This window comes from Spirulina sp. CCNP1310, assembly GCF_034932185.1.
Classification (GTDB): Bacteria; Cyanobacteriota; Cyanobacteriia; order Cyanobacteriales; family Spirulinaceae; genus Spirulina.
Map to the genome: position 1 here is coordinate 59,919 of NZ_JAYGHW010000095.1, position 20,103 is coordinate 80,021.

The 20,103-nt window shown below is 49.8% G+C and carries 19 protein-coding genes, 1 tRNA gene and 1 pseudogene; 11 read left to right on the forward strand and 10 right to left on the reverse strand.

The window, feature by feature from the left end:
• Positions 1–201: 201 nt before the first annotated feature.
• A complete protein-coding gene (locus VB712_RS18055; RefSeq protein ID WP_323257288.1) occupies positions 202–1,323 on the forward strand; it encodes a GNAT family N-acetyltransferase in 1,122 nt (373 codons plus the stop codon).
• Positions 1,324–1,396: 73 nt separating this feature from the next.
• Positions 1,397–4,357: a CHAT domain-containing tetratricopeptide repeat protein gene (locus VB712_RS18060; protein WP_323257290.1), complete on the forward strand. Its 2,961-nt coding sequence runs from the start codon at positions 1,397–1,399 to the stop codon at positions 4,355–4,357.
• A 142-nt stretch (positions 4,358–4,499) separates the two neighbouring features.
• On the opposite strand, the gene VB712_RS18065 is transcribed toward VB712_RS18060, so the two are convergent.
• Complete coding sequence (locus tag VB712_RS18065; protein ID WP_323257292.1) at positions 4,500–5,792, reverse strand: aminopeptidase P N-terminal domain-containing protein; 1,293 nt, start codon at positions 5,790–5,792, stop codon at positions 4,500–4,502.
• Positions 5,793–5,971: 179 nt separating this feature from the next.
• On the opposite strand from VB712_RS18065, the gene VB712_RS18070 reads away from it, so the two are divergent.
• Positions 5,972–6,415, forward strand: a complete 444-nt coding sequence (locus VB712_RS18070; protein WP_323257294.1) for a hypothetical protein — start codon at positions 5,972–5,974, stop codon at positions 6,413–6,415.
• 134 nt (positions 6,416–6,549) lie between these two features.
• Positions 6,550–6,626 (forward strand) — tRNA-Met (locus VB712_RS18075).
• Positions 6,627–6,779: 153 nt separating this feature from the next.
• Here the strand turns inward: VB712_RS18075 and VB712_RS18080 are convergent.
• Entirely contained in the window at positions 6,780–8,165 is a 1,386-nt protein-coding gene (locus tag VB712_RS18080; protein ID WP_323257297.1) for a (Fe-S)-binding protein, read from the reverse strand.
• A gap of 253 nt (positions 8,166–8,418) precedes the next feature.
• Here VB712_RS18080 and VB712_RS18085 point away from each other — a divergent pair, with 253 nt between their 5' ends.
• Both VB712_RS18085 and VB712_RS18090 read left to right on the forward strand, forming a co-directional pair.
• Entirely contained in the window at positions 8,419–9,561 is a 1,143-nt protein-coding gene (locus tag VB712_RS18085) for a patatin-like phospholipase family protein (protein ID WP_323257299.1), read from the forward strand.
• A complete protein-coding gene (locus VB712_RS18090) occupies positions 9,558–10,082 on the forward strand; it encodes a L,D-transpeptidase (protein ID WP_323257301.1) in 525 nt (174 codons plus the stop codon). The genes VB712_RS18085 and VB712_RS18090 overlap by 4 nt, the downstream gene beginning before the upstream one ends.
• 84 nt (positions 10,083–10,166) lie before the next feature.
• Here the strand turns inward: VB712_RS18090 and VB712_RS18095 are convergent, their stop codons facing one another.
• From VB712_RS18095 to VB712_RS18130, 8 genes are all read right to left on the reverse strand, one after another.
• Positions 10,167–10,493, reverse strand: coding sequence for a DUF5615 family PIN-like protein (locus tag VB712_RS18095; RefSeq protein WP_323257303.1), 327 nt, complete (start codon positions 10,491–10,493; stop codon positions 10,167–10,169).
• Positions 10,477–10,701 (reverse strand): DUF433 domain-containing protein, encoded by a 225-nt coding sequence (locus VB712_RS18100; RefSeq protein ID WP_323257305.1) that lies wholly within the window; start codon positions 10,699–10,701, stop codon positions 10,477–10,479. The genes VB712_RS18095 and VB712_RS18100 overlap by 17 nt, the downstream gene beginning before the upstream one ends.
• Before the next feature lie 172 nt (positions 10,702–10,873).
• Positions 10,874–13,138 (reverse strand): formylglycine-generating enzyme family protein, encoded by a 2,265-nt coding sequence (locus VB712_RS18105; protein ID WP_323257307.1) that lies wholly within the window; start codon positions 13,136–13,138, stop codon positions 10,874–10,876.
• 2 nt (positions 13,139–13,140) lie between these two features.
• The gene (locus VB712_RS18110) at positions 13,141–13,548 is read right to left on the reverse strand and encodes a type II toxin-antitoxin system VapC family toxin (RefSeq protein WP_323257309.1); all 408 of its coding nucleotides are present in this window, start codon (positions 13,546–13,548) and stop codon (positions 13,141–13,143) included.
• On the reverse strand, positions 13,539–13,820 hold the full coding sequence (locus tag VB712_RS18115; protein ID WP_323257311.1) for a hypothetical protein: 282 nt from the start codon (positions 13,818–13,820) through the stop codon (positions 13,539–13,541). Before VB712_RS18115 ends, VB712_RS18110 begins: the two co-directional genes overlap by 10 nt.
• A gap of 14 nt (positions 13,821–13,834) precedes the next feature.
• Positions 13,835–14,986, reverse strand: coding sequence for a hypothetical protein (locus VB712_RS18120; protein ID WP_323257313.1), 1,152 nt, complete (start codon positions 14,984–14,986; stop codon positions 13,835–13,837).
• Between the two features lie 2 nt (positions 14,987–14,988).
• Positions 14,989–15,939 (reverse strand): MoxR family ATPase, encoded by a 951-nt coding sequence (locus tag VB712_RS18125; RefSeq protein WP_323257315.1) that lies wholly within the window; start codon positions 15,937–15,939, stop codon positions 14,989–14,991.
• Between the two features lie 14 nt (positions 15,940–15,953).
• Entirely contained in the window at positions 15,954–17,684 is a 1,731-nt protein-coding gene (locus VB712_RS18130; RefSeq protein WP_323257317.1) for a hypothetical protein, read from the reverse strand.
• 159 nt (positions 17,685–17,843) lie between these two features.
• Between VB712_RS18130 and psb32 the strand changes: the two genes are divergently transcribed.
• The 5 genes and pseudogenes from psb32 to VB712_RS18155 form a co-directional block, all read left to right on the forward strand.
• Positions 17,844–18,539 carry a photosystem II repair protein Psb32 gene (psb32, locus tag VB712_RS18135; protein WP_323257319.1) on the forward strand — a complete coding sequence of 232 codons (696 nt, stop codon included), beginning with the start codon at positions 17,844–17,846 and terminating at the stop codon, positions 18,537–18,539.
• A gap of 120 nt (positions 18,540–18,659) precedes the next feature.
• Entirely contained in the window at positions 18,660–19,139 is a 480-nt protein-coding gene (locus tag VB712_RS18140; protein WP_323257321.1) for a photosystem I reaction center protein subunit XI, read from the forward strand.
• A gap of 62 nt (positions 19,140–19,201) precedes the next feature.
• Positions 19,202–19,318 (forward strand): photosystem I reaction center subunit VIII, encoded by a 117-nt coding sequence (locus tag VB712_RS18145; protein ID WP_323257323.1) that lies wholly within the window; start codon positions 19,202–19,204, stop codon positions 19,316–19,318.
• A gap of 79 nt (positions 19,319–19,397) precedes the next feature.
• Entirely contained in the window at positions 19,398–19,604 is a 207-nt protein-coding gene (locus VB712_RS18150) for a hypothetical protein (RefSeq protein ID WP_323257325.1), read from the forward strand.
• Between the two features lie 189 nt (positions 19,605–19,793).
• Positions 19,794–20,103, forward strand: a pseudogene (locus VB712_RS18155) (RNA-guided endonuclease TnpB family protein); the annotation flags it as partial.

Genomic DNA, 20,103 nt, shown 5'->3' on the forward strand with positions numbered 1-20,103 from the left:
TGCCTTTTAGTGTATAGCAATCCTTGATCATTCCTGAAAGCTGTCACGTCATGGGGGCTGCGTTGTCCATTGAGACCAGTGAGATGGAGCGCAAATCTTGGGGCGAAAACTTTTTCGCCCCTACCGTGATCAAGATTATCCATTACCAAAAATTCCCCGACTTTTTGTTATTGTGATGGCAATTCATTCCATCCCTTGGCTATGACCGTTGAAATTATTCCTGTCACAACACCAGAACAGTTGCGAGAATTTCTTGCTGTGCCGCTGCGGGTTTATCGCGATGATCCCCATTGGGTGCAACCGTTACGCAGTAGCATTGAAAAACAATTGAGTTCTGACAATAACTTTCGCACCTATGGGGATTTACAACCCTTGATCGCCCGCCAAAATGGCCAAGCCGTGGGGCGGATTGTGGCGACGGTGAATCAGCGTTTAATTGAGCGCAGTGGTCAGGCTTTGGGGATTTTTGGTTTCTTTGAGGTGATTCCTGATTTAGCGGTGGCTTCGGCGTTGTTTGATGGGGCGATCGCCTGGCTCCAGGAAAAAGGGATGACCCTTGTGCGCGGCCCCATTGATCTTTCCACCCATAACAATTGTCTCTGTTTAGCCGATGGCTTTGAGGATACGCCCCACATCCTCACCCCCTACAATCCCCCCTACTACGCCGATTTTTTGACGAAATTAGGCTGGGAACGGGTGAAAAATGCCTATGCTTATCAGATGGATCTGAGTATTCCCCTCAATGATCGCTTTGAACGGGCCTATAAGATTGCGATTAAATCGGGGATTACGTTTCGCAATTTACACACCAAAGGGGAAGCTTTCGAGCAGGATTGCCAAACCCTCTATCAACTATTTACCACCAATTTTGCCAATAACTGGAGTTCTAGCGCCCGCACTTGGGAGGAGTTTCGCGCTGAAGCGGAAGATTTAAAAACCTTGGTTGATCCGGATATTTTCCCCGTTGCTGAAGATCAGGGCAAAATGATTGGTTTTTGTATGGCGTTGCCGGATTACAATATTGCGTTAAAGCAGGTTAATGGCCGTTTAGATTGGTGCGGTCTGGTGAAATTTCTCTGGTTTCGTCGCCAAATCAATCGCGCCCGTGTGATTGCGATTACGGCTCTTCCGGAATATCGCCGTAAAGCTGTGCCTTTAGCATTAGTCCACCTCCTGATGAAGCAGGGAACCCAACCGGGCAAACCCTATCAAACCGCTGAACATTCCTTTGTCTGGGAAGATAACACGCCATCCCGCCATTTAATTGAGGCGACGGGCAGCAGGATTTCTAAAACCTATTGTATGTTTGAGAAAGGGATTTAACAGCGATTGAACAGTGTGCATCGGGTGGACAAAATAGAAAAAACAACCGAGTACAAAAGACAACTAAAAAGTCATGACACAGCGACTATTGTGGGCATTGGGGATTGCGGCCCTGTTGAATGGCAATGTTGCGCCCTGTTGGGGTCAAGGGAACGATGAAGCGGGAACAAGGCTTGAGCTTCAATCCGCCCAGGGTGGGCAAATTGAGGGAGAATTGAAGCCTGAAGATGGAGCAAGCGATCGCCGCCACTATCACCTGTTCACCCTCACGGGCAACACGGGGGATCAGTTCACGTTTCGGCTCCAAAGTCAGGATTTTGATCCGGTGATCAAAGTGATTGATGCCGCTGGCAATACCCAAGCCTATGATGATCAGGCGGATATCAACCTTGACCTCAACAGCCCAAGCTACGATCTCCCCCCAGTGGATGAAGGGAACACGACGGGGCAGAATGAGGGGGCTGAAATTATCGTGACGTTACCCGGTTTTGGTCAATATCGGGTGGTTGTCACCACCTTTGCGCCCCAACAGACAGGAACCTATACCCTCACCTGGGAACCCACATCCGCAGAAACAACGGTTTCGGCGGTTTTCGATGCTCCTGAAACCAATCGGCTGGCCTGGGGGGGCTACCTCTTTGTTCAGGCCGATGAACTGATGACGGCGGGACTCTATGATTCAGCCCTACCCTTAGCGCAGGAAGCCTTGGCGATCGCCCAAACCAGCCGAGCCGTGCGGGAACTTGGCCCCAATACGCCCACCTTGGCGGCGCATTTTACGCAACTTGCAACGATCTACGGCAAGTTGGGGCGCTATGGCGAAGCGGAGGCGATGTATTTTAAATCCTTGGAGATTTGGCGCACGTTTGACGGTGGGATGTATCGCCAGAGTATATCCGTGGCCCAACTGCTCTCACAATTGGGGGTGCTCTATTTTGCCCAGGGACAGTTTCAGCAGGCGGAAGACTATAGCACCCAAGCCCTCGCTATTTATCAACAACCGACAGGCCAAAGGGAGCGATGGATTCCAACGGAACTGAATAATCTCGCCGCCGCCTATGCAGCTCAAGGCCGCTATCAAGACGCGCAACCCTTACTAGAGGAGTCCTTGGCGGTCAATCAGGTTTTACTCCAGGGGGAGCATCCCACCCTCGCGGTGATGATGGGCAATCTTGCCGATGTTTATGCCCGTCAAGGCCAATTGACTCAGGCAGAACCGCTCTATCAGGAGGCGATCGCCATGCAACAGCGTCTCTATCGGGATCAGCACCCCGAAATTGGCCGCAGTCTCCACAAGTTGGCGCGGTTCTATTGGCAGCAAAACCAGTTAGCGGGGGCGATCGCCCCTTTGACCCAAGCCTTGGAAATTGAGGAAGCGAACCTCAACCGCTTGCTGGTCATCGGTTCAGAACGGCAAAAACAGGATTATTTCCAAACCGTTGCCCATTCCCTCGATGCAGCCCTTTCTTTCCATTTGCAATCTGCCCCTAATCGCCCCGATGCTGCCCGTCTGGCCTTCACCACCCTATTGCGTCGCAAGGGGCGGATTCTTGATGCGGTGAGTGATAATCTCCGTGCCATCCAGCAAGATTTGAGTCCAGAAACCCAGCGGTTACTCGAACGGCTCCAGGTGACGCGCCGCCAGATTGCCACGTTGGTATTTGATCCCCCCAGTAACCCCTCACCGGATTATCAAACGGAAATTACCCGATTGAAGACGGAGGCAGATCACCTGGAGGCCCAACTGGCCCAACGACAACAGGCCCAAGCTGACCCCATCCCCTCGGTGGCGATCGCCGATGTCCAAGCCCAAATTCCCGACAATGCCGCCCTGCTTGAATTCATCCTCTATCGCCCCTTTGATCCCGCAACGACCGCCGATCGTTGGGGGGTTCCCCGTTATGCCGTCTATATTCTGACCGCTGAGGGCGATCTTCAATGGGTAGATCTCGGTTCCGCTGATCTCATTAACGAAAAGATTCGCACCTTTACCCGTCGGCTCAAAAGAACAACCAGTGATGGGGCTATGCTCTATCCTACATCCCAAGATTTGTACCAAGCGGTCATGGCTCCAATTTTGGCGAAGCTAGATCGGCCCGTGGAGCATCTCTTGATCTCTCCCGATGGTCAGTTGAATTTAATTCCCTTTGCGGCATTGGTTAATGACAATGAGCAATATCTCATTGAGGATTACGAAATTACCTATCTCACCAGTGGTCGAGATTTGTTGCGGAATTTTGAGCAAAGGGAACAGTCCCACGCCCCGATCATTTTGGCGGACATTAATTATGGAGAAAACGGAACGGGGGCAAGCGATTCGGCTCAACCTGGCCAGCGTCGCGCCTCCGGTCTTGACTTCACGATGACGGCCCTTGCTAATACTGCCGTAGAGGGGGCAGAAATTCAGCAACTTTTTCCCGATGCTCAACTGCTCACCCAAAATGCGGCGACAGAAAATGCGGTGAAAGCCACCAAAAGTCCGGAGATTTTACATATTGCCACCCATGGTTTTTTCCTCCATCTTCCCCCCACAATGCCTGCTGACCTAACAACACAGTTTTTCACCACCGATGAGTTGGGCGATCGCCCCGCGCTTTCCGCCGCTGAAAACCCTTTGCTCCGTTCCGGTTTAGCCCTCGCTGGGTTCAATCAACGGCAGAGTGGTACGGAAGATGGTGTCCTCACTGCCTTGGAGGTGGCGGGCTTAAACCTCTATGGCACAAAGCTCACCGTCCTTTCTGCCTGTGATACAGGTGTGGGGGAAGTGGCCAATGGTGAGGGGGTCTATGGTTTGCGTCGCGCCCTGATCATTGCTGGTTCAGAAAGTCAGGTGATGAGCCTCTGGCAAGTAGATGATGCGGGTACTCAGGCATTAATGGTGGCCTATTACCAAAACCTCAAAGCCGGTTTAGGCCGTAGTGAAGCCCTCCGTCAAGTCCAGTTAAATTTCCTCAACAGTGAGCAGTACAGCGCTCCCTATTTTTGGGCAGCGTTTATTCCTTCGGGGAATTGGCGATCGCTTGAGGGGAAGTAGGAAGTGGGAAGTGAGGGATTTTTGAAATGCCTTGGTGTAGGGGCGAAAAATTTTTCGCCCCAAGCCGATTGGGTATCCAATCTAGCCAATTTCACCATACTTTCTGACGACCCAATTTTTCTCCCTACTCCCTCCTCTCTTCTCATTTAGGAACGGCCGCTGTTAACACTTCATTCCCCGTAGCGGTAACGAGGACATCATCTTCGATGCGGATGCCAATGCCGCGCCATTCCGGGGGAATTTCTGGCTGGCCTTCGGCGGGTTCGAGGGTGGGGCTGATGTAGAGGCCGGGTTCAACGGTGACGAGGTTGCCCGGTTGGAGGGTGGCCCATTGTTCCGCTGTAGCTTTGTAATGGCCCGCATCATGGACATCTAACCCCAACCAATGGCCCGTCCGGTGCATATAAAAGGGCTTATATTTTTCCTCGGCAATGATTTCCTCTAAATCCCCTTGCAATAAACCTAAATCTAATAAACCTTGGACTAAAACACACACCGCCATCTCATGAAATTCGTTGTATGCCTTGCCTGCTTGCACTTCTTCAATGGCTTTTAATTGGGCGGCTAATACCAGTTCATACAAAGCCTGCTGCTGTTTGGACATTTGGCCATTTATGGGGAACGTGCGGGTAATATCAGCGTTGTAATACTGATAGCAAGCCCCCGCATCAATGAGCAGGAGATCGCCCTCGTTTAAACAGCGATCGTTGTTGATGTAGTGGAGAATGCAACCATTGGCCCCGCCGGCCACAATGGAGGGATAGGCAGAGGTGGCTCCGTGGCGGGCAAAGGTGTATTCAATTTCTGCCTGTACTTGGTATTCATAAACCCCCGGTTTGGCCAGATCCTTGGCCCGTTGGTGGGCTTCGACGGAAATATCGACGGCTTTGCGGATCAGGTTCAATTCCGCTGCACTTTTGACCAAGCGTTGGGGATGGAGGAGAAAGCTGGGGTCATCAATGCCCGTGGGGCCGTAGCCGTTTTTGGGATAGAGGGCGAGGCAGCGTTGCCAGTGGCCGAGGATTTTTTGGTTGAGGGATTCGTTGTGGCCGAAATGGTAGTAGAGGCGATCGCTCTTGGCTAAATATTGCGGTAAATGTTCGTTGAGTTCGCCAATGGGGTAGACGGCATCGGCTCCATATTCCGTTTGGGCGGCCTCTACGCCGGTAACGTAGCCCGTCCAGGTTTCTTTAGCGGGGTCTTTGGGTTGGACAAAGAGGATAAAACGGTGTTCTTCGTGATGGGGGGCAAAGACGGCGATCGCCTCTGGCTCATTAAACCCGGTTAAATAATAAAAATCACTATCTTGGCGGAAGGGATAATCCACATCCTTATGCATCACAGCGAGGGGCGCACTGGGAAAAATGGCTGTGCCTTGGCCCAGTTTGGCCATGAGGCGATCGCGCCTTTGCTGATATTCGGTTGCGTCAATCATTGCAATCAAAGAATTTGAGTGTGAATCCGGAGAGAAAGCGTCTGTTCCAAATTCTAGCCGATGTTTGCCCAGACCTTATTCTTTCGCCCACTGGAAAAATGCGGTAGATTGTTCCTAAAGTTCCGCTAAAATACCCCTACAGCATTCATCCCTCGATCATCAACTACCCCCCATTGCCCATGAATCGCGCTCGACTGAACCCCGGAATTATTGTGGCTTGGCTTGTGCTCCTAGCCGGTTGCGAGTTTCTCAATTCGGTGAATCCCCTCGCAACCCCTGATGATGGCACATTTGCCCCCGTCGCCACAGATCCCAATGCCGTTCCCACGGATCCCAATGCTGCCCCCACAGCCCCCGCAACGACCCCCGTCACGGTTCCGCCCTCCGCAACCCCCTTCCGGGATGCGGTGAATAAGGCAATGGCTGCGGCCACGGCGGTGCAATCGGCTCAGGATCAAGCGGCTTGGCAGGCGGTGGCGGTGCAATGGCAAGAGGCGATCGCCCTCATGCAGCAAGTTCCTGCCGATGACCCCAACTACGCCACAGCCCAAGCCAAGGTCACGGAATACACCGGCTATCTCCAATACGCCCAACAAAATGCAGCCGCTCCAGCCGCTCAATAATCGCCTTTGTTGGGGAAGTTGTTGAGCCTGACGGGGGCCAGGGGAAATTTTTTTGAATGTCTCAAAGTTCTAAAAAAAAATTTTCATCCCATTGGCCCCATTGGCGAATTTTTCTGTTATAGTAAGAACAACGACGCGGGATAGAGCAGTCTGGTAGCTCGTCGGGCTCATAACCCGAAGGTCGGTGGTTCAAATCCGCCTCCCGCCACCAAATTTAAAAGCGAGAAGTTCTTTTAAGAGCTTCTCGTTTTTGCGTTGGGGGGAATGGGGAATGGGGAACAGAAAATATTTTGGAGGTGTGGAGGGCGAAAAATTTTTCGCCCCTACATCCAAGCCCCCCTTTTTAAGGGGTTGGGGGAGCTTCCTATTCCCCCAACCCTACTCCCCGAATCGCCCGATCCAACAACTCCACAGGATGAAGCACCGGCACAGCATCTTCTCGACCTCGCAAATGTTTGCGAATCTGTAAACCACAGCCGGGATTGGGGGAGGCGATCGCCACCGCCCCCGTATTCAGCAAATTCGCCACCTTTTGCCGTCCCAACTCATCCGCCACCTCCGGCTGCAACAGATTGTAAACCCCCGCACTGCCACAACACAGCGCCGCATCCAGGGGTTCCCGCAACGTCACCCCCGGAATTTGCCGTAACAATTGGCGAGGCTGCACCGAAATCCGCTGACCATGAAGCAAATGGCAAGCATCCTGATACACCACCGCTAATTCCCCCTCAGTTAAGGGCGAAAGGGGAGCCGTTAACCCCACTGCCGCGAGAAACTCATGGACATCCCGCACCTGAGCCGAAAACGCCTCCCCCTTGGCGTGGTAGACCGGATCATGGCGCAAAATATGGCCGTATTCCTTCAAGGTATGACCACAGCCCGCCGCATTGATAATGATGTAGTCCAGGTCTAAATCTGCGAAACTATCCACCATTTGCCGGGCGAGGGCCGCTGCTTGCTCTTCCTGGCCTTGGTGGGCCGGGAGGGCGGCGCAACAGCCTTGGGTTTTGGGAATCACCACCTCGCAACCATTGGCAGTTAACACCCGCGCCGTTGCCCCATTCACAGGGGAGAAAAATAATTGCTGGACACAACCCAACACCATCCCCACCCGATAGCGTTTTTCCCCCTGAGCGGGAATCACATCGGGCAAGGGCGCACCGAAAATCATTTCCCAAGTGAGCGAGGGGAGAATTGATTCCATCGCGCCCCAACGGGGAAAGAAGCGGTTTAATAAACCCGTTTTCCGCACAAGGGCCTGTAACCCGGAACCCTGATAGAGCCACAGCACGAGGAGCAGGGGCCGCAACCGGGCCGGGTAGGGGAAAAGATTAAAAATCACCCCACGGAGGAACCGCTCCCAGGGGTTACGGGGTTGGTTGCGCTCCACTTGGGGACGGGTGGCGGCGATCAGTTTGTCGTATTGGACACCGGAGGGACAGGTGGAGACGCAGGCTAAACAGCCGAGACAACTGTCGAAATGTTGGGTGGTGGCTTGATTTAAGGGGGCTTCACCTTTGTTGATCGCATCCATGAGGTAAATGCGCCCCCGAGGGGAATCCATTTCTTTACCGATGACGCGATAGCTGGGGCAGGTGGAGAGGCAGAAACCGCAGTGAATGCAGGTGTTGATCAGGTCGGGGCGGGGGGGGTCTTGGGGATCAAATCCGTGGCCTGGGGGGGCGGTGATCCCGGCATCGAGGGGGGCAGGGAGGAAGGTTTTGGGATCGGTGGAGTTGCTTGTGACCATGGGGGAGAATCAACGGGTTAGGCGGGGTAGGGCAATGTTCATGAATCCTTGAAAATTGCTATGGTTTCCCAGTTTAACAAGCTCTTTGGGGGAGGGGGTGAGGAAAAAGCAATTAGCCCGAAACGAGGCGTAGGGGCGAAAAATTCTTCGCCCCTACATTACCCTTGGTTCAGAAAAATTGAGGGGTGGGGGCTATGGGTTGGGACAAACGCTTAATATCCTAGTAGCGAAGTTAAAGATGGGGTGAGGCGGGATGACGTTTAAAATTCTCTGTATTGATGGCGGCGGGATGCGGGGGGTGCTGGCGGCTCAGTTGTTGAAGTTGATTGAGGCGGAGTTGGTGCGGCTGACGGGTAAACGCTTGCATCAATATTTTGACCTGATTGCGGGTACATCCAGCGGTTCGATTATTGCGGCGAATTTGATTTTGGGCAAAAGTGCGGCGCAGGTGTTGGATCTGTTTATCCACAATGGCCGGCGGATTTTTCCCTATTGGGGGACTTGGGGGTATTTTTCGCCCCAACGGTTGCCGTTGATTTTTCGCCATGGGTTATCGGCTCCGAAGTTTGCCCATACGGGACTGGCGGCGGTGTTGCGGGAGCATTTGGGACAGCGATCGCTCTCTGATTTTGAACGCCAAACCCCGAAGCTGCTGATCCCCACCTATGACACGATGCTCCGCCATCCGGTGATCTTCAAAACCTGGGAATCGGCTTGGTATAGCAAAATTCGTCTGTGGGAGGCGGTGCTTTGCTCTGCTTCGGCTCCGACGTTTTTCCCTTCTTATTTTTTGCCGGTGGGGGGCTATAGTGGTTCGTTCATTGATGGGGGGGTAGCGGCCAATAACCCCACCACCTGCGCCATTACTTCAGCGTTGCGTCTAGGCTATACCCTCAAGGATCTGCGGGTGCTGTCCATCGGTACGGGGGAAAGTGCCACGGGCTACCCCTATAAGGAAACGCAACATTGGGGTTTAAGCCAGTGGGCGGCGCGGATTTTAGATGTGTTGATGGATGGGCCTCAAGATGTGATGGAGCAGACGGCGCAACAGATTGTGACATTGGGCGATCGCTACCCCAACCATTACCTCCGGTTACAACCCAAACTCTCGAATCTCTTTCTCGATCATGTCCTCGATGAGGAGCTACGGCAGGAGTTAAGCCTCGCCCTCAAGGGTAAGCGGCCCCAAGTGCGCGAAGATATCGACGATGCCAGCCCGGAAAATATTGCGGTGTTAAAAACGCTAGCCCAAGGTTATTTTAAGAATCAACGGCTCCGGATTCCCGTTTCCTATACTGAAACGACGAATACGACAATTACTGAAGCCTTTGAGGTGTGGGTGAGCAGTTCTGTCACCTCGCCACGGGATGGTTTTGCGATGGAGGAATGGTCTTGAAATACAGGGTTTGGCTAGGGGCAATGTTTTTGGGGTTGACGCTGGCTCAACCCGCAGCGGGGAAGCCGGAAATTATTCTTTCGGCAGGGGTGGAGATTCCGGCTTTGGGGTCGAGGGGGGATTTTTTACCCCAGGCGGATCGGTTGGTGTTGCGGTTGGGCGATCGCCTTGTGGATTATTACGAAGGGGAAATGCTGGTCGTCTCCTACCCTGTGGCGGTGGGGCGGGCGGGCTGGGAAACCCCCACGGGGGAGTTTCAGGTGCAGCAATTGGTGGTGAATCCGGTGTGGCAACATCCCTTTACGGGGGCGATCGTTCCTCCTGGCCCGGATAATCCTTTGGGGGCGCGTTGGATTGGGTTTTGGAGTGATGGGGAGAATTTTATTGGTTTCCACGGCACGCCGGATGAGCAGTTAATTGGTCAAGCGGTTTCCCATGGCTGTGTGAGGATGCGGAACCGGGATATTATCGCCTTGTTTGATCGGGTTTCGGTGGGAACGGTGGTGATTGTGGAGCCTTAAATGGAGAAACCGGGTTGTTTGCATTGGCTCGTTTTGCCGCTACATCCTCACAAAAACCCGGTTTCTATTGTGTATGAGGTGAAATTAGAAATCTCCAATTTCGATCACTTGTCCTGCCTTAATCGTGCTAATTGCGGTGCGAGCATTGGGCATCAGGGGCAATAAATCGGGTAGCCGATTACTGCGGGAAACTAGAACAATTACAGCTACGCCAGCTTGGTTTAAGTTTTGTTGATGCCGCAAATTTTGATCTGTTGTCAGTAGAATGGTGAAGCCATTTTGATTCATGAGTCGCAATAATTCACCATTCTTTTTCCCTGACCATCCCATCTCAACAACAGTGTGAATTTCATAATCAGGAATTTCACGCTTTAAGGGACGTGGGGCGCATTCATCAAGTAGGATTCGCATAGGCTGTCAACATTTCTTGGGCTAACTGAAGAGAGGCGATCGCTTGCTCGCGCTTGACGCTGGGAAAGTGATCTAAAAATTCATCCAAGGGATCACCGGCTTGGAGGTAATCGAGTAGTGTTTTAATGGGTACACGGGTTCCAGTAAAGACGGGGGTTCCGCCTAAAATATCGGGGTCACTGTGGATAATGGGGGATGGGGCGATCATGTTGGTGATGAATGGGGGTTCTCTTTCAATTTTAGCGGATTGGGAGGGGAGAAACCCTAAGGAGGGGAGAAACCGGGTTGCTTGCATTGGCTCGTTTTGCCGCTACATCCTAACAGAAACCCGGTTTCTGATTTGCGCCATGTAGAGGGAAACAAGGAAAAAAGAGAGATGCTTAAGGTGTTCCGGGGCAAACAACACGAAAACCAATGTAGTTGTTTTTGCCGTTGTAGGTGAGGTTCATACGAATGGCCGAGCGGCAGTTCCCTGGATCATATTTCCAGGAACCGCCACGCACAAGCTTACTTAATTTTAATTTACTACTCAATAAGCTTTTAAGATAATCTTTATCATTCCGAAAATCATTATTAATCCATGCCCTTCCATCTGTTGGTGCACATTCATAACTGTCATGCCAATCATCTAAACACCACTCATGAACATTCCCGTGCATATCCTGGAGTCCCCAAGCATTGGGCGCGTTTAAGCTCCCCACCGGGATCGTTTTCTGTCGATATTCCCCTTTCTTCCCCCTGCCATAGGTGTAATCGCCGTTATAGTTGGCTACTTGCGGGGAGAGGGTGGGGCCAAAGTGGAAAGGGGTGGTTGTACCAGCACGACAGGCATATTCCCACTCTGCTTCACTGGGTAGGCGATAGGTTTTTCCGGTAGCTTGGCTTAATCGTAGACAGAATTCCATACAGTCTTCCCAACTTACACACTCAACAGGGTTGTTTTCACCTTTGAAATAAGAGGGATCAGGATCAAGAGAACGCACTACTGGAGGTAATTGAGCAACAATTTTCCATTGCTGTTGGGTGATCACAGTACGACTCATCCAAAATCGAGAAATTTTAACCGGATGCTGGGGATCTTCATCACTAAATCGCTCTGTTTCGTTTTTTGGTGATCCCATTATAAATTCTCCAGCCGGGATCATCACCATTGCAATGTTTACTTCTAGAATATCTTCAGATAAAGGATCTTCAAAGTCCAACTCTAAAATATCTTCATCTTCTTGTTTTTGTTGAAATTGAACATCGATTTCTTCGAGAGAATATATTTCTAGTCGTGATTTACGATGAAAAACATCACGACTCCGGTGGTATAAAAGTTGGATAATATATTTGCGATAACTGTAATGAGATTTAAATTGTTTCAAGCTTTTTTGAGCCTTTTTTAAATCCATCAATGGTTCACAAACTACATCAAAAATTTCCTGCCAACTAAATAAATGGCGAGGTAGTTTTTGGCTCATATACCATTTACGGCTGAGATAATAAAAGTCTTCTTGGTAAAAGCACCAAAGGTGATAGAGAGCCAGTTTTTGCTCTGAAAGAGGAACTGTTTCACTAGTAATACAATCTACAAAATTCTTCAGCCAATCGATAGCATCCCAATCCGGATTTGTAGTGCTAAGAAAATGGTAATGTTTAAGTAATTGTTTTTCCGATTTCCATCGGCTGACACTTCGATGTAAGTAGTCAAATAGAAGAAAGGTAGAAAATTTCTGCTCTAAGGTTGTCCGTTTTGGTGGAGACCAAGGTAGCTCATAATCATTCTTATCATTTATCCAAATCCCTTCTTTTTGGAATACATTAGTTTTTTCAAAATAGCCCTGATTTTGTCCCTTTTGTCGCTGGGCAATTTCCCCATCTTGATTAAGCGTGATGATCTCATAGTAATAGATAGTCAATTCTGGAAAAACTTTAGTTTCTTCAGTAGGTTCTATCATCGTTAAAAGTTCTGGAGGAACTTTGAGCCTAATCCTGTTGCCCAAATACACTTGATTATTTTTAACCGTTAATTTAAGAAATTCCCCTCGACAATCCTCAAAACGCTTCCGGCAAAAATGCCCCATCGCCCGCGCAAAAATTCGCAACCGATCAAACTCCTCCATCGGCTGATGCAAAACCTCCGTCAACGCCACCAACCGCATCAAATCCGCCGGATTCTCCTGATAAGCCCGCTCAAACTCCGCCGCCAACGCCGCCACCGTCTTCTCTGGCTTTAAATAAGCCCAAGCCGTCCAAGCCTGCGACTCCTTAAACTCCTGATCATCTAAATATAAATCTGGTAAATCCTTCTGCACATAAACCAACAACAACCGCGCCACCCGCTTTAACCGCTCCTCCCCAAACCGCTCATCATTTTTCAACCGGTCTAACAACGCTTCGCGCACCTCCCGCTTCATTTCATAAAGTTCATGGCCCACCTCCTCACATAAACCCGACAACAACAAATCCGAAACCGCAACCCAAGGAATATTTAAAGACCGATTATGGCGATCGCAATTGAAATTGCCCCAAAGGTGATAGAGCAAATCCGGCGTAACCGCCAAAGGCAACGCCGCATGACAAGCAAAATCCAAATGAGCCGATGTAAACCGCTCCTCAAACGCCCTAATTTGCTCTTGAGCAGGATCAATGGTTGATAGCATTTTCAAGACTCCCAATCTTCATAAACTAACTGCTGTATTCGACCAAATTCACGGGTATTATGCGTGACTAATGTTAAAGAATTAGCAATGGCGATCGCAGCAATCAGTAAATCATTTGCACCAATTGGATTGCCCGCTATAGCAAGCTCTGCCCTAATTTCACCCGCAACTTTAGCACTGCTCATATCAAAAGGAACTACAATAAACTCATCAAAAAGACCATTAATTTTGTTTAGGTTTTTCTGATATTGTGTGCTACGGCAGACACCATAATAAAGCTCACTGTAAACGATTGTACAGAGACGAATATTCTCCTTGGGTATAGAAAGAAGACGTTGATTAACGAATGAATTTGAAGAATTGAGAACTTTGATACAAACATTAGTATCTAATAAATAGGTTACGTCCATTCCTCTCGCTCCTCAAATTCTAATTGTTGTGGACGCTCTAACGGTTCTCCAAGCCAACCGCCCACCACTTCCTCCAAAAAATAACGAGAATATCCTAATGCCTCAGGCCCCTCCAATACCTTAGGAGCCGAAGGCAATGGCTCAGAAACCTGAACCACCACAGGCTGAAAAACCATCAAAATTTCTAAATCCTGATTCCTCAACCCTTCCGGAACCGTCACCTGTAAAGCACCATCTTGGCCAACATGAGCCTGTAACTTGATTGTTTCCATCCCCAAATCCTCCACTAAGCCAACTCCATCATAAAACGTCCCCTTAAAATCTTCATCGCCCGCTGAAGCCCCGCCCGATCGCACCCCACCATCGGAACTCGTAGCGCGATCGCCCCCGCCGTCGTTCCCCCCCATCGCTGCGGCGGCATCGGATTCACCCACACCAGATAACGCACCCGCGATCGCAACTGCCCCAAAAACTGCTCCGTCATCCTCAACCGCTCCTCACTATAACCACCCCGCGCCGCCCCCCCATCACTAAAAATTACCACCGCCCCATGACGAGGCGAAAGACCCGCCACCACCCGATCCAACCGTTCATAATCCGTGCGCGTGCGATCGCAATAGAGGAAATCCAGGGGGCAATTGTGGAAATAATAGAGGTGCGATCGCCCCAAACGTCCCCCCCGCATCGCCGTTAACCGCAACCGCTCCCCCAACCGATGAAACGCCACCATCGACCCATCCACATCCAGCAACAACGTCAACTCAACCCGATTCACCCGTGGCGCAACCAACACCGGATGCAACAAAAACCCCTCCTGGGCAATCCGTTGCACCGTTTTTCCCACATCCAACTCCGTCGCTGGCCCCTCCCGCAAAGGACGGCGCAAAACTCGCCAAGTCTGTTTCATTTCCCGCTCACTCACCGGCAAATAATCCCCAAAGCGAAACGAACCCCCCGGCTCTAATTCCTGCTCTTTCGTTTTAGCCACCTGCACCTCATTGGCGATCGCTAAGGTGGGATCAGCGGGAGATTCTAAAAGAGTCTCCGAGGATTTTGAAGGTGTTAATTCTAATGATTCTAAATCGGGGGATTCGGGCGATTCTGAAGGCGTTGATGGAGGAGGAAGGGGGGAGGGCGATCGCTCCTCAACTTCTGAAGTTTCCCCCACAACAGGAGGCTCTGGAATCACCTTGAAATCGGGGTTAGTATCAGCAATACAAGCCTCAAAACAACGCTCAAACATCTGCTGATCACGGGTAGATTTTACCCAAAGCGTTTGGCACAATTGTTTCAAAGCCACCTTAGGCTCCGTTGCCGACACCCCAAACCCCCCCATCAACGCCCGCAACACCAAATCATAATCATCAACCCCCAACACAAAGCCCGCACCACGCAGCTTTTCAAATAAATTGCGTAAGGGCAGGTCATTAACTTTCATCTCTAGACCTCACCCTTAAACCATTGAATATAATATTTATGGTCATCCCATTTTTTGAGTAAAACACTCAAATGGGGTAATTGCTGATCTAATCGCTCCAGAATTAAATCCGGTTCCGTTGCCTCCTCTTTTAAGACCTCAAACCAATCAATTAATTCACTGGTGCTGACCATCTTGCCCCCCTCTCCTTTCTCTTGTTTCAAAATCTCCCGCACTTCTAAAAACCGCTCAACTGCTTTTTCAACCCAAGACAATTCCGGCGAGATTTCTAGGGGATCATTTTGATGATTCGCGCCAAAGTGACGGGCTAAGATAATGCGGATCAGGTCTTCAGTTTTAGGGAACTCGATATAGTGAAACAAACAACGACGTAAAAAAGCATCAGGTAAATCCCGCTCTTGGTTACTGGTGATAAAAATAATCGGTGGATGTTTTGCCGAAACTTCTCGACCCGTTTCATCAATCGTAAAGTAATTTTCATCCAGTTCTAAGAGTAAATCATTGGGGAAATCAATATCCGCCTTATCAATTTCATCAATCAACACCACCATCTGCTCTTCATTCTCAAAAGCTTTCCCCAGCGGCCCCAATTTTACATAGGACTCCGGATCATTCATCCGGGCAATCTCCTGCTCCTGTTTAACCTGCCCAAGGGAAATTAACTGAGCATCCCGCAATCGCGCCAAATTATCATAGGTATAAAGGCCATCCTGCGCCTTACTCGTCGATTTAATCGTCCAAACCGCATAGGGCAACTTTAATTCATAGGCAACCGCCTGCGCCAATCGCGTTTTACCACAACCCGGCTCCCCCTGTAACAGCAACGGCCGCTTAAGGAAAATCGCCAAATTAACGGCATCAATGAGTTCCGTGCTGGGGAAATAGGGGTAAATGGGTTTACCTTGATATGTTTCCCCTTGGGGAGGATGAACTTTACCAGTATATTTTTTCATGATGTTTTAACGGTTTAACTATAGTGGTGTTGCCATCGACGCTCAAAATCTGTCCATTTAAATGGATAGCATTCCTCACAAATATACCTGAAAAGATCTTCCTGTGCTTGCAAGTCCAAACCCTCATCTTCAAGAATGTGTAAAACTCTTTGACTGTCTTCCTCTGGAACGCCTTCCTGGGTTAAGTCATGCATAAACTGATAAAGATGATCCCGTAGATTGTCACTGGATAAATATTCGATCTTGGTTAATGGATAGAGTTCATGGGGTAACTGAGATCGCCTTGACAGTGTAGGCTGTGAACGATAAGTCATTTGCCAAACATCCGAGGCTTCCTCTAAAGCAACAAAAATAAACACCAGCTTATTTTTCGACTGAAGCTTTTGGCATCTTTCATCATAAAAATTAACAAGCGGCTGCCAGAAATTGAGCATAAACTCTTCAATAGCTTCGCTTGTCGTTGCATGAATATCTTTAACAATAAAAATGACTGATTGGGTTTCTAGCCTTTTAATAATTGTGGCAAAAATTTTGTCAATACTTGCATTTCTTTCAAGACCCAATTGCCCACAAACCAATTTTTTTAAACAACTTCCTTGGCTGAGAGCCGCGCAATTAATTTTTTTAAGAAAGCTTTGCTTAAAATAATATTTTTGACTGAGAAAACGGTGAACCAGCAAAGGCTGTGCAGATCTTGCTTGACCCAAAATCAAGCAAGCTCCGATAGGATTCTCAAGGAACCGATCAAATTCGCTTTGTTGGGTTTGATAGTCAAACTTGAGCAAGCATCGCCAAATCTTCTGGGGTAGTGCTTCGGATTTGACTAAATCATAAGTTGATTGAGTTTTATCATAAGTTGCTTGAATTTTTACCTCTATTCTATCTAGCGATGCTTGCATTTTGCTCAATTCATCCAGAATTTGATCGGTGCTGACTTCGATAACCCCTAAATCTTGCAGCACTTTTTTTTGAAACTGTGAATCAAATTGTTGATATTTTTTAATATCCTTTAAGCCTTCTTCTACCTTTTCAAAATGATTAAGGATGATCGTAATATCTTGCTCCTGAAATTCTTTGAGTTTGTCTAACTCCTTCCGCATTTCAGTTAATAAATTGAGGCTTAAACCTGCAAAGGCTTCCCCCTTTTGAGCAAAATCCCGTTTCAAAACTTCCCGTAATGCCTTGGGAAACACAGTATGCAATTCTTTGGCAACTTCACCCAAGACTTCATCAGAAATGGAGGGGTGGTTAGGAATCTGTCCATATAACTTTTCACAAATATCCCGCCAGAGTGGAATCGTTAAACAGGTTTTTTGCGTCAAGTGATGATCTGTAGGGGTGATCACATCCGCTAGATTCTGCTCCATTAATGCTGGGTAGTCCTCACGGGTATCATCTTGCTGGGCAAGGTTCACCCAGTTCTGTTCAGCGTGCTTCGCTAACTTTTTCAGCGCGTCTTGAGTTTCCCCTCGATAGGACTTCGCCTTGGCCAAGATAACAACGGCGATCGCCTTCCCCACCGCCTTCGTTAAATGCCGATTCTCCAGCAACCGCCCATCATCCCCTGAGTCAAGCAATTTATCCAGGGCGCTGGCCGCATTGCCCCCGGCCACAGCGTTGATCACCCCCAGTAACGCCTTAACCCCATCCTCAGTGAGGATGCTTCCGGCGGGAGCGAGTACAGGACATAAAGACGAAATCAACAGCGAACCCGCCGACACCAGTAACCGACGTTGTAGGGCCATACTTCCCAAAACTATCCAATCCCCCCATTTTATCGGAGCAGCCCACAAAATTGGCCAGACTACACCATGGGTTTGATGGCATTCTCGACAATGATCCTCACCCACACCATCCCACCCCTTAAAATAGACATCTACATTCTTTATCATTGCTGTGATCTAATGCCGATACCCTTCCCCCCCCGGTTTTTACGGAATGCCCTCATCCTCTGCGGAGCCTTGATCTTGAGCCTCACCCTCTGGCTCAGTCCCGCCAACGCCGCCACCGTTGACCAAATCCCCAGCCCCACGACCAACGCCATCATCGATACCGCCAACCTCCTCAGCCGGATTAATACCAGCAATCTCAATAAATCTTTAGAAAAACTCGCAGACCAAACCGGGCAACAGGTGCATTTCGTCACCATCGATCGCCTCGAATACGACGACACCATCGCCGCCTTTAGCGATCGCCTCTTCACCCAATGGTTCCCCACCCCCGAACAACAGGAAAACCAAACCCTCCTCGTCCTAGCCAGCCTCACCAACCAAGGCGCAATCCAAACCGGAGCCAGCGACCTGCTCACCCCAGAGATCAGCGCCAGCATCACCGAAGACACCCTACTCCTACCCCTACGGCGGGGGGGGAAATATAACCAAGCATTGTTAGATGCGGGCGATCGCCTCATCGCCATCCTCTCCGGTCAACCCGACCCCGGCGCACCAGAAATCGCCGCCCTCGATGTCGAAGCCACCTACGCCACCGCCGAAGAAACCGACGACCGTAGCGCCACCGTTTGGGTCGTCGTTCTCTTGGTCGTCGCCACCGTCGTACCCATGGTCACATACTTCGCCTATGTGGGTTTGCCCGGTCGTTAAAGCAATTTGATGAACTTTTCTAAAGTTATCTCAAGCTTTCCAGACGAAAACGCCCCGGCCTCCCTAGAATATGAGCTTAAAGTTCTGATCCAGAATTTTACAGAATAGGAGTAAACCTTCATGACAACTTCCAGTAATCAGATGGTAAAGCCCTATCTGGGAGATCCCCAGATGGGCCATCTATCCACCCCGATCAGTGATTCTGAATTTACCCGTACCTTCATCGGCAACCTGCCCGCCTATCGGCCTGGTCTATCTCCCCTGTTGCGGGGCTTAGAAATCGGCATGGCCCATGGTTACTTCATCGGCGGCCCCTGGGTGATCCTCGGAACCCAACGGGCCACAGAATTTGCCAACATCAACGGCTTAATCTGTGGTGCTGCCCTGTTGCTGATCGCCACGGCTTGCCTTTCTGCCTATGGGATCGTCAGCTTCCAAGGCAAAAGCACCAATGACAGCGATTCTCTGCAAAGCTCCGAGGGTTGGAGTCAGTTCACCGCTGGCTTCTTTATCGGTGGCATGGGCAGCGCCTTCCTCGCCTTCTTCCTGTTAGAAAACTTTAGTGTCATTGATGCAATCTTCCGAGGATTCGTCAATTAACTACCGTCCGAATTTTTGCCTTGATTTTTGACCAAACTTTTTGAAATTGGAGCCTTATTGATATGACAGGTGATTATGCAGCCTCTTTCCTCCCTTGGATTATGATTCCTTTGATCTGCTGGTTGATGCCCGCAGTGGTCATGGGTTTGCTCTTCCTGCACATTGAAAAAGATGCCTAATTAAGGCATTTTTTGTTATCAAGATCCCCTGCTCAATCGGTAAAGATGAGGAGGGGATTTTTTAATGGGAGAATGCCTAATGCCTTGGTTTCCATTGGATCAATATATTTGGGATTTTTGGTTTGTCCCGACGGGGGAAGATTTGCACCTCTTTGATCTACAAGCCAGCCGGGAAGCCTGTGGCCATCACCCCGAACGCCGCCATGATTGCGCCACCAACGATTTTATGCCTTTATTGATCAGGGATCCCCCGATGCGGGGGGATGGTGGTGGATGGCTTGAGTGATGACCTGTTAAACTGAGCAACGGCTCAATGCCTCCATCAGTCTGACGAATTTCATCAATTGGTTCCCCTTACGAAAATAGTGCGGGAGTCTTAGAGCAACGTCGCTGTCTTCGCGGGGATGAAAGACGACAGGGCGACTTGAATCGCCGTCCTGCAAAGACGGCTTATATTGTGTGCTAGGATATAGCCATGATTGTACTAGAGTTCAAAGCCTACGGAAAGCCCCAGCAATTCAGCGCCATAGACGAGGCAGTGAGAACAGTCCAGTTTATCCGAAACAAAGCCATCCGTTATTGGATGGACAACCGGGGAACTGGACAGAACGATCTGCAAAAGCTATGCGCTCAACTGGCTCAGGAATTCCCTTTTGCCGCTGAACTCAACAGCATGGCTCGCCAAGCATCCGCAGAAAGAGCCTGGAGTACAATCTCGCGATTCTACGAAAACTGCAAGCAGGGTATCCCCGGAAAAAAGGGATTCCCCTCCTTCAAGAAAAATA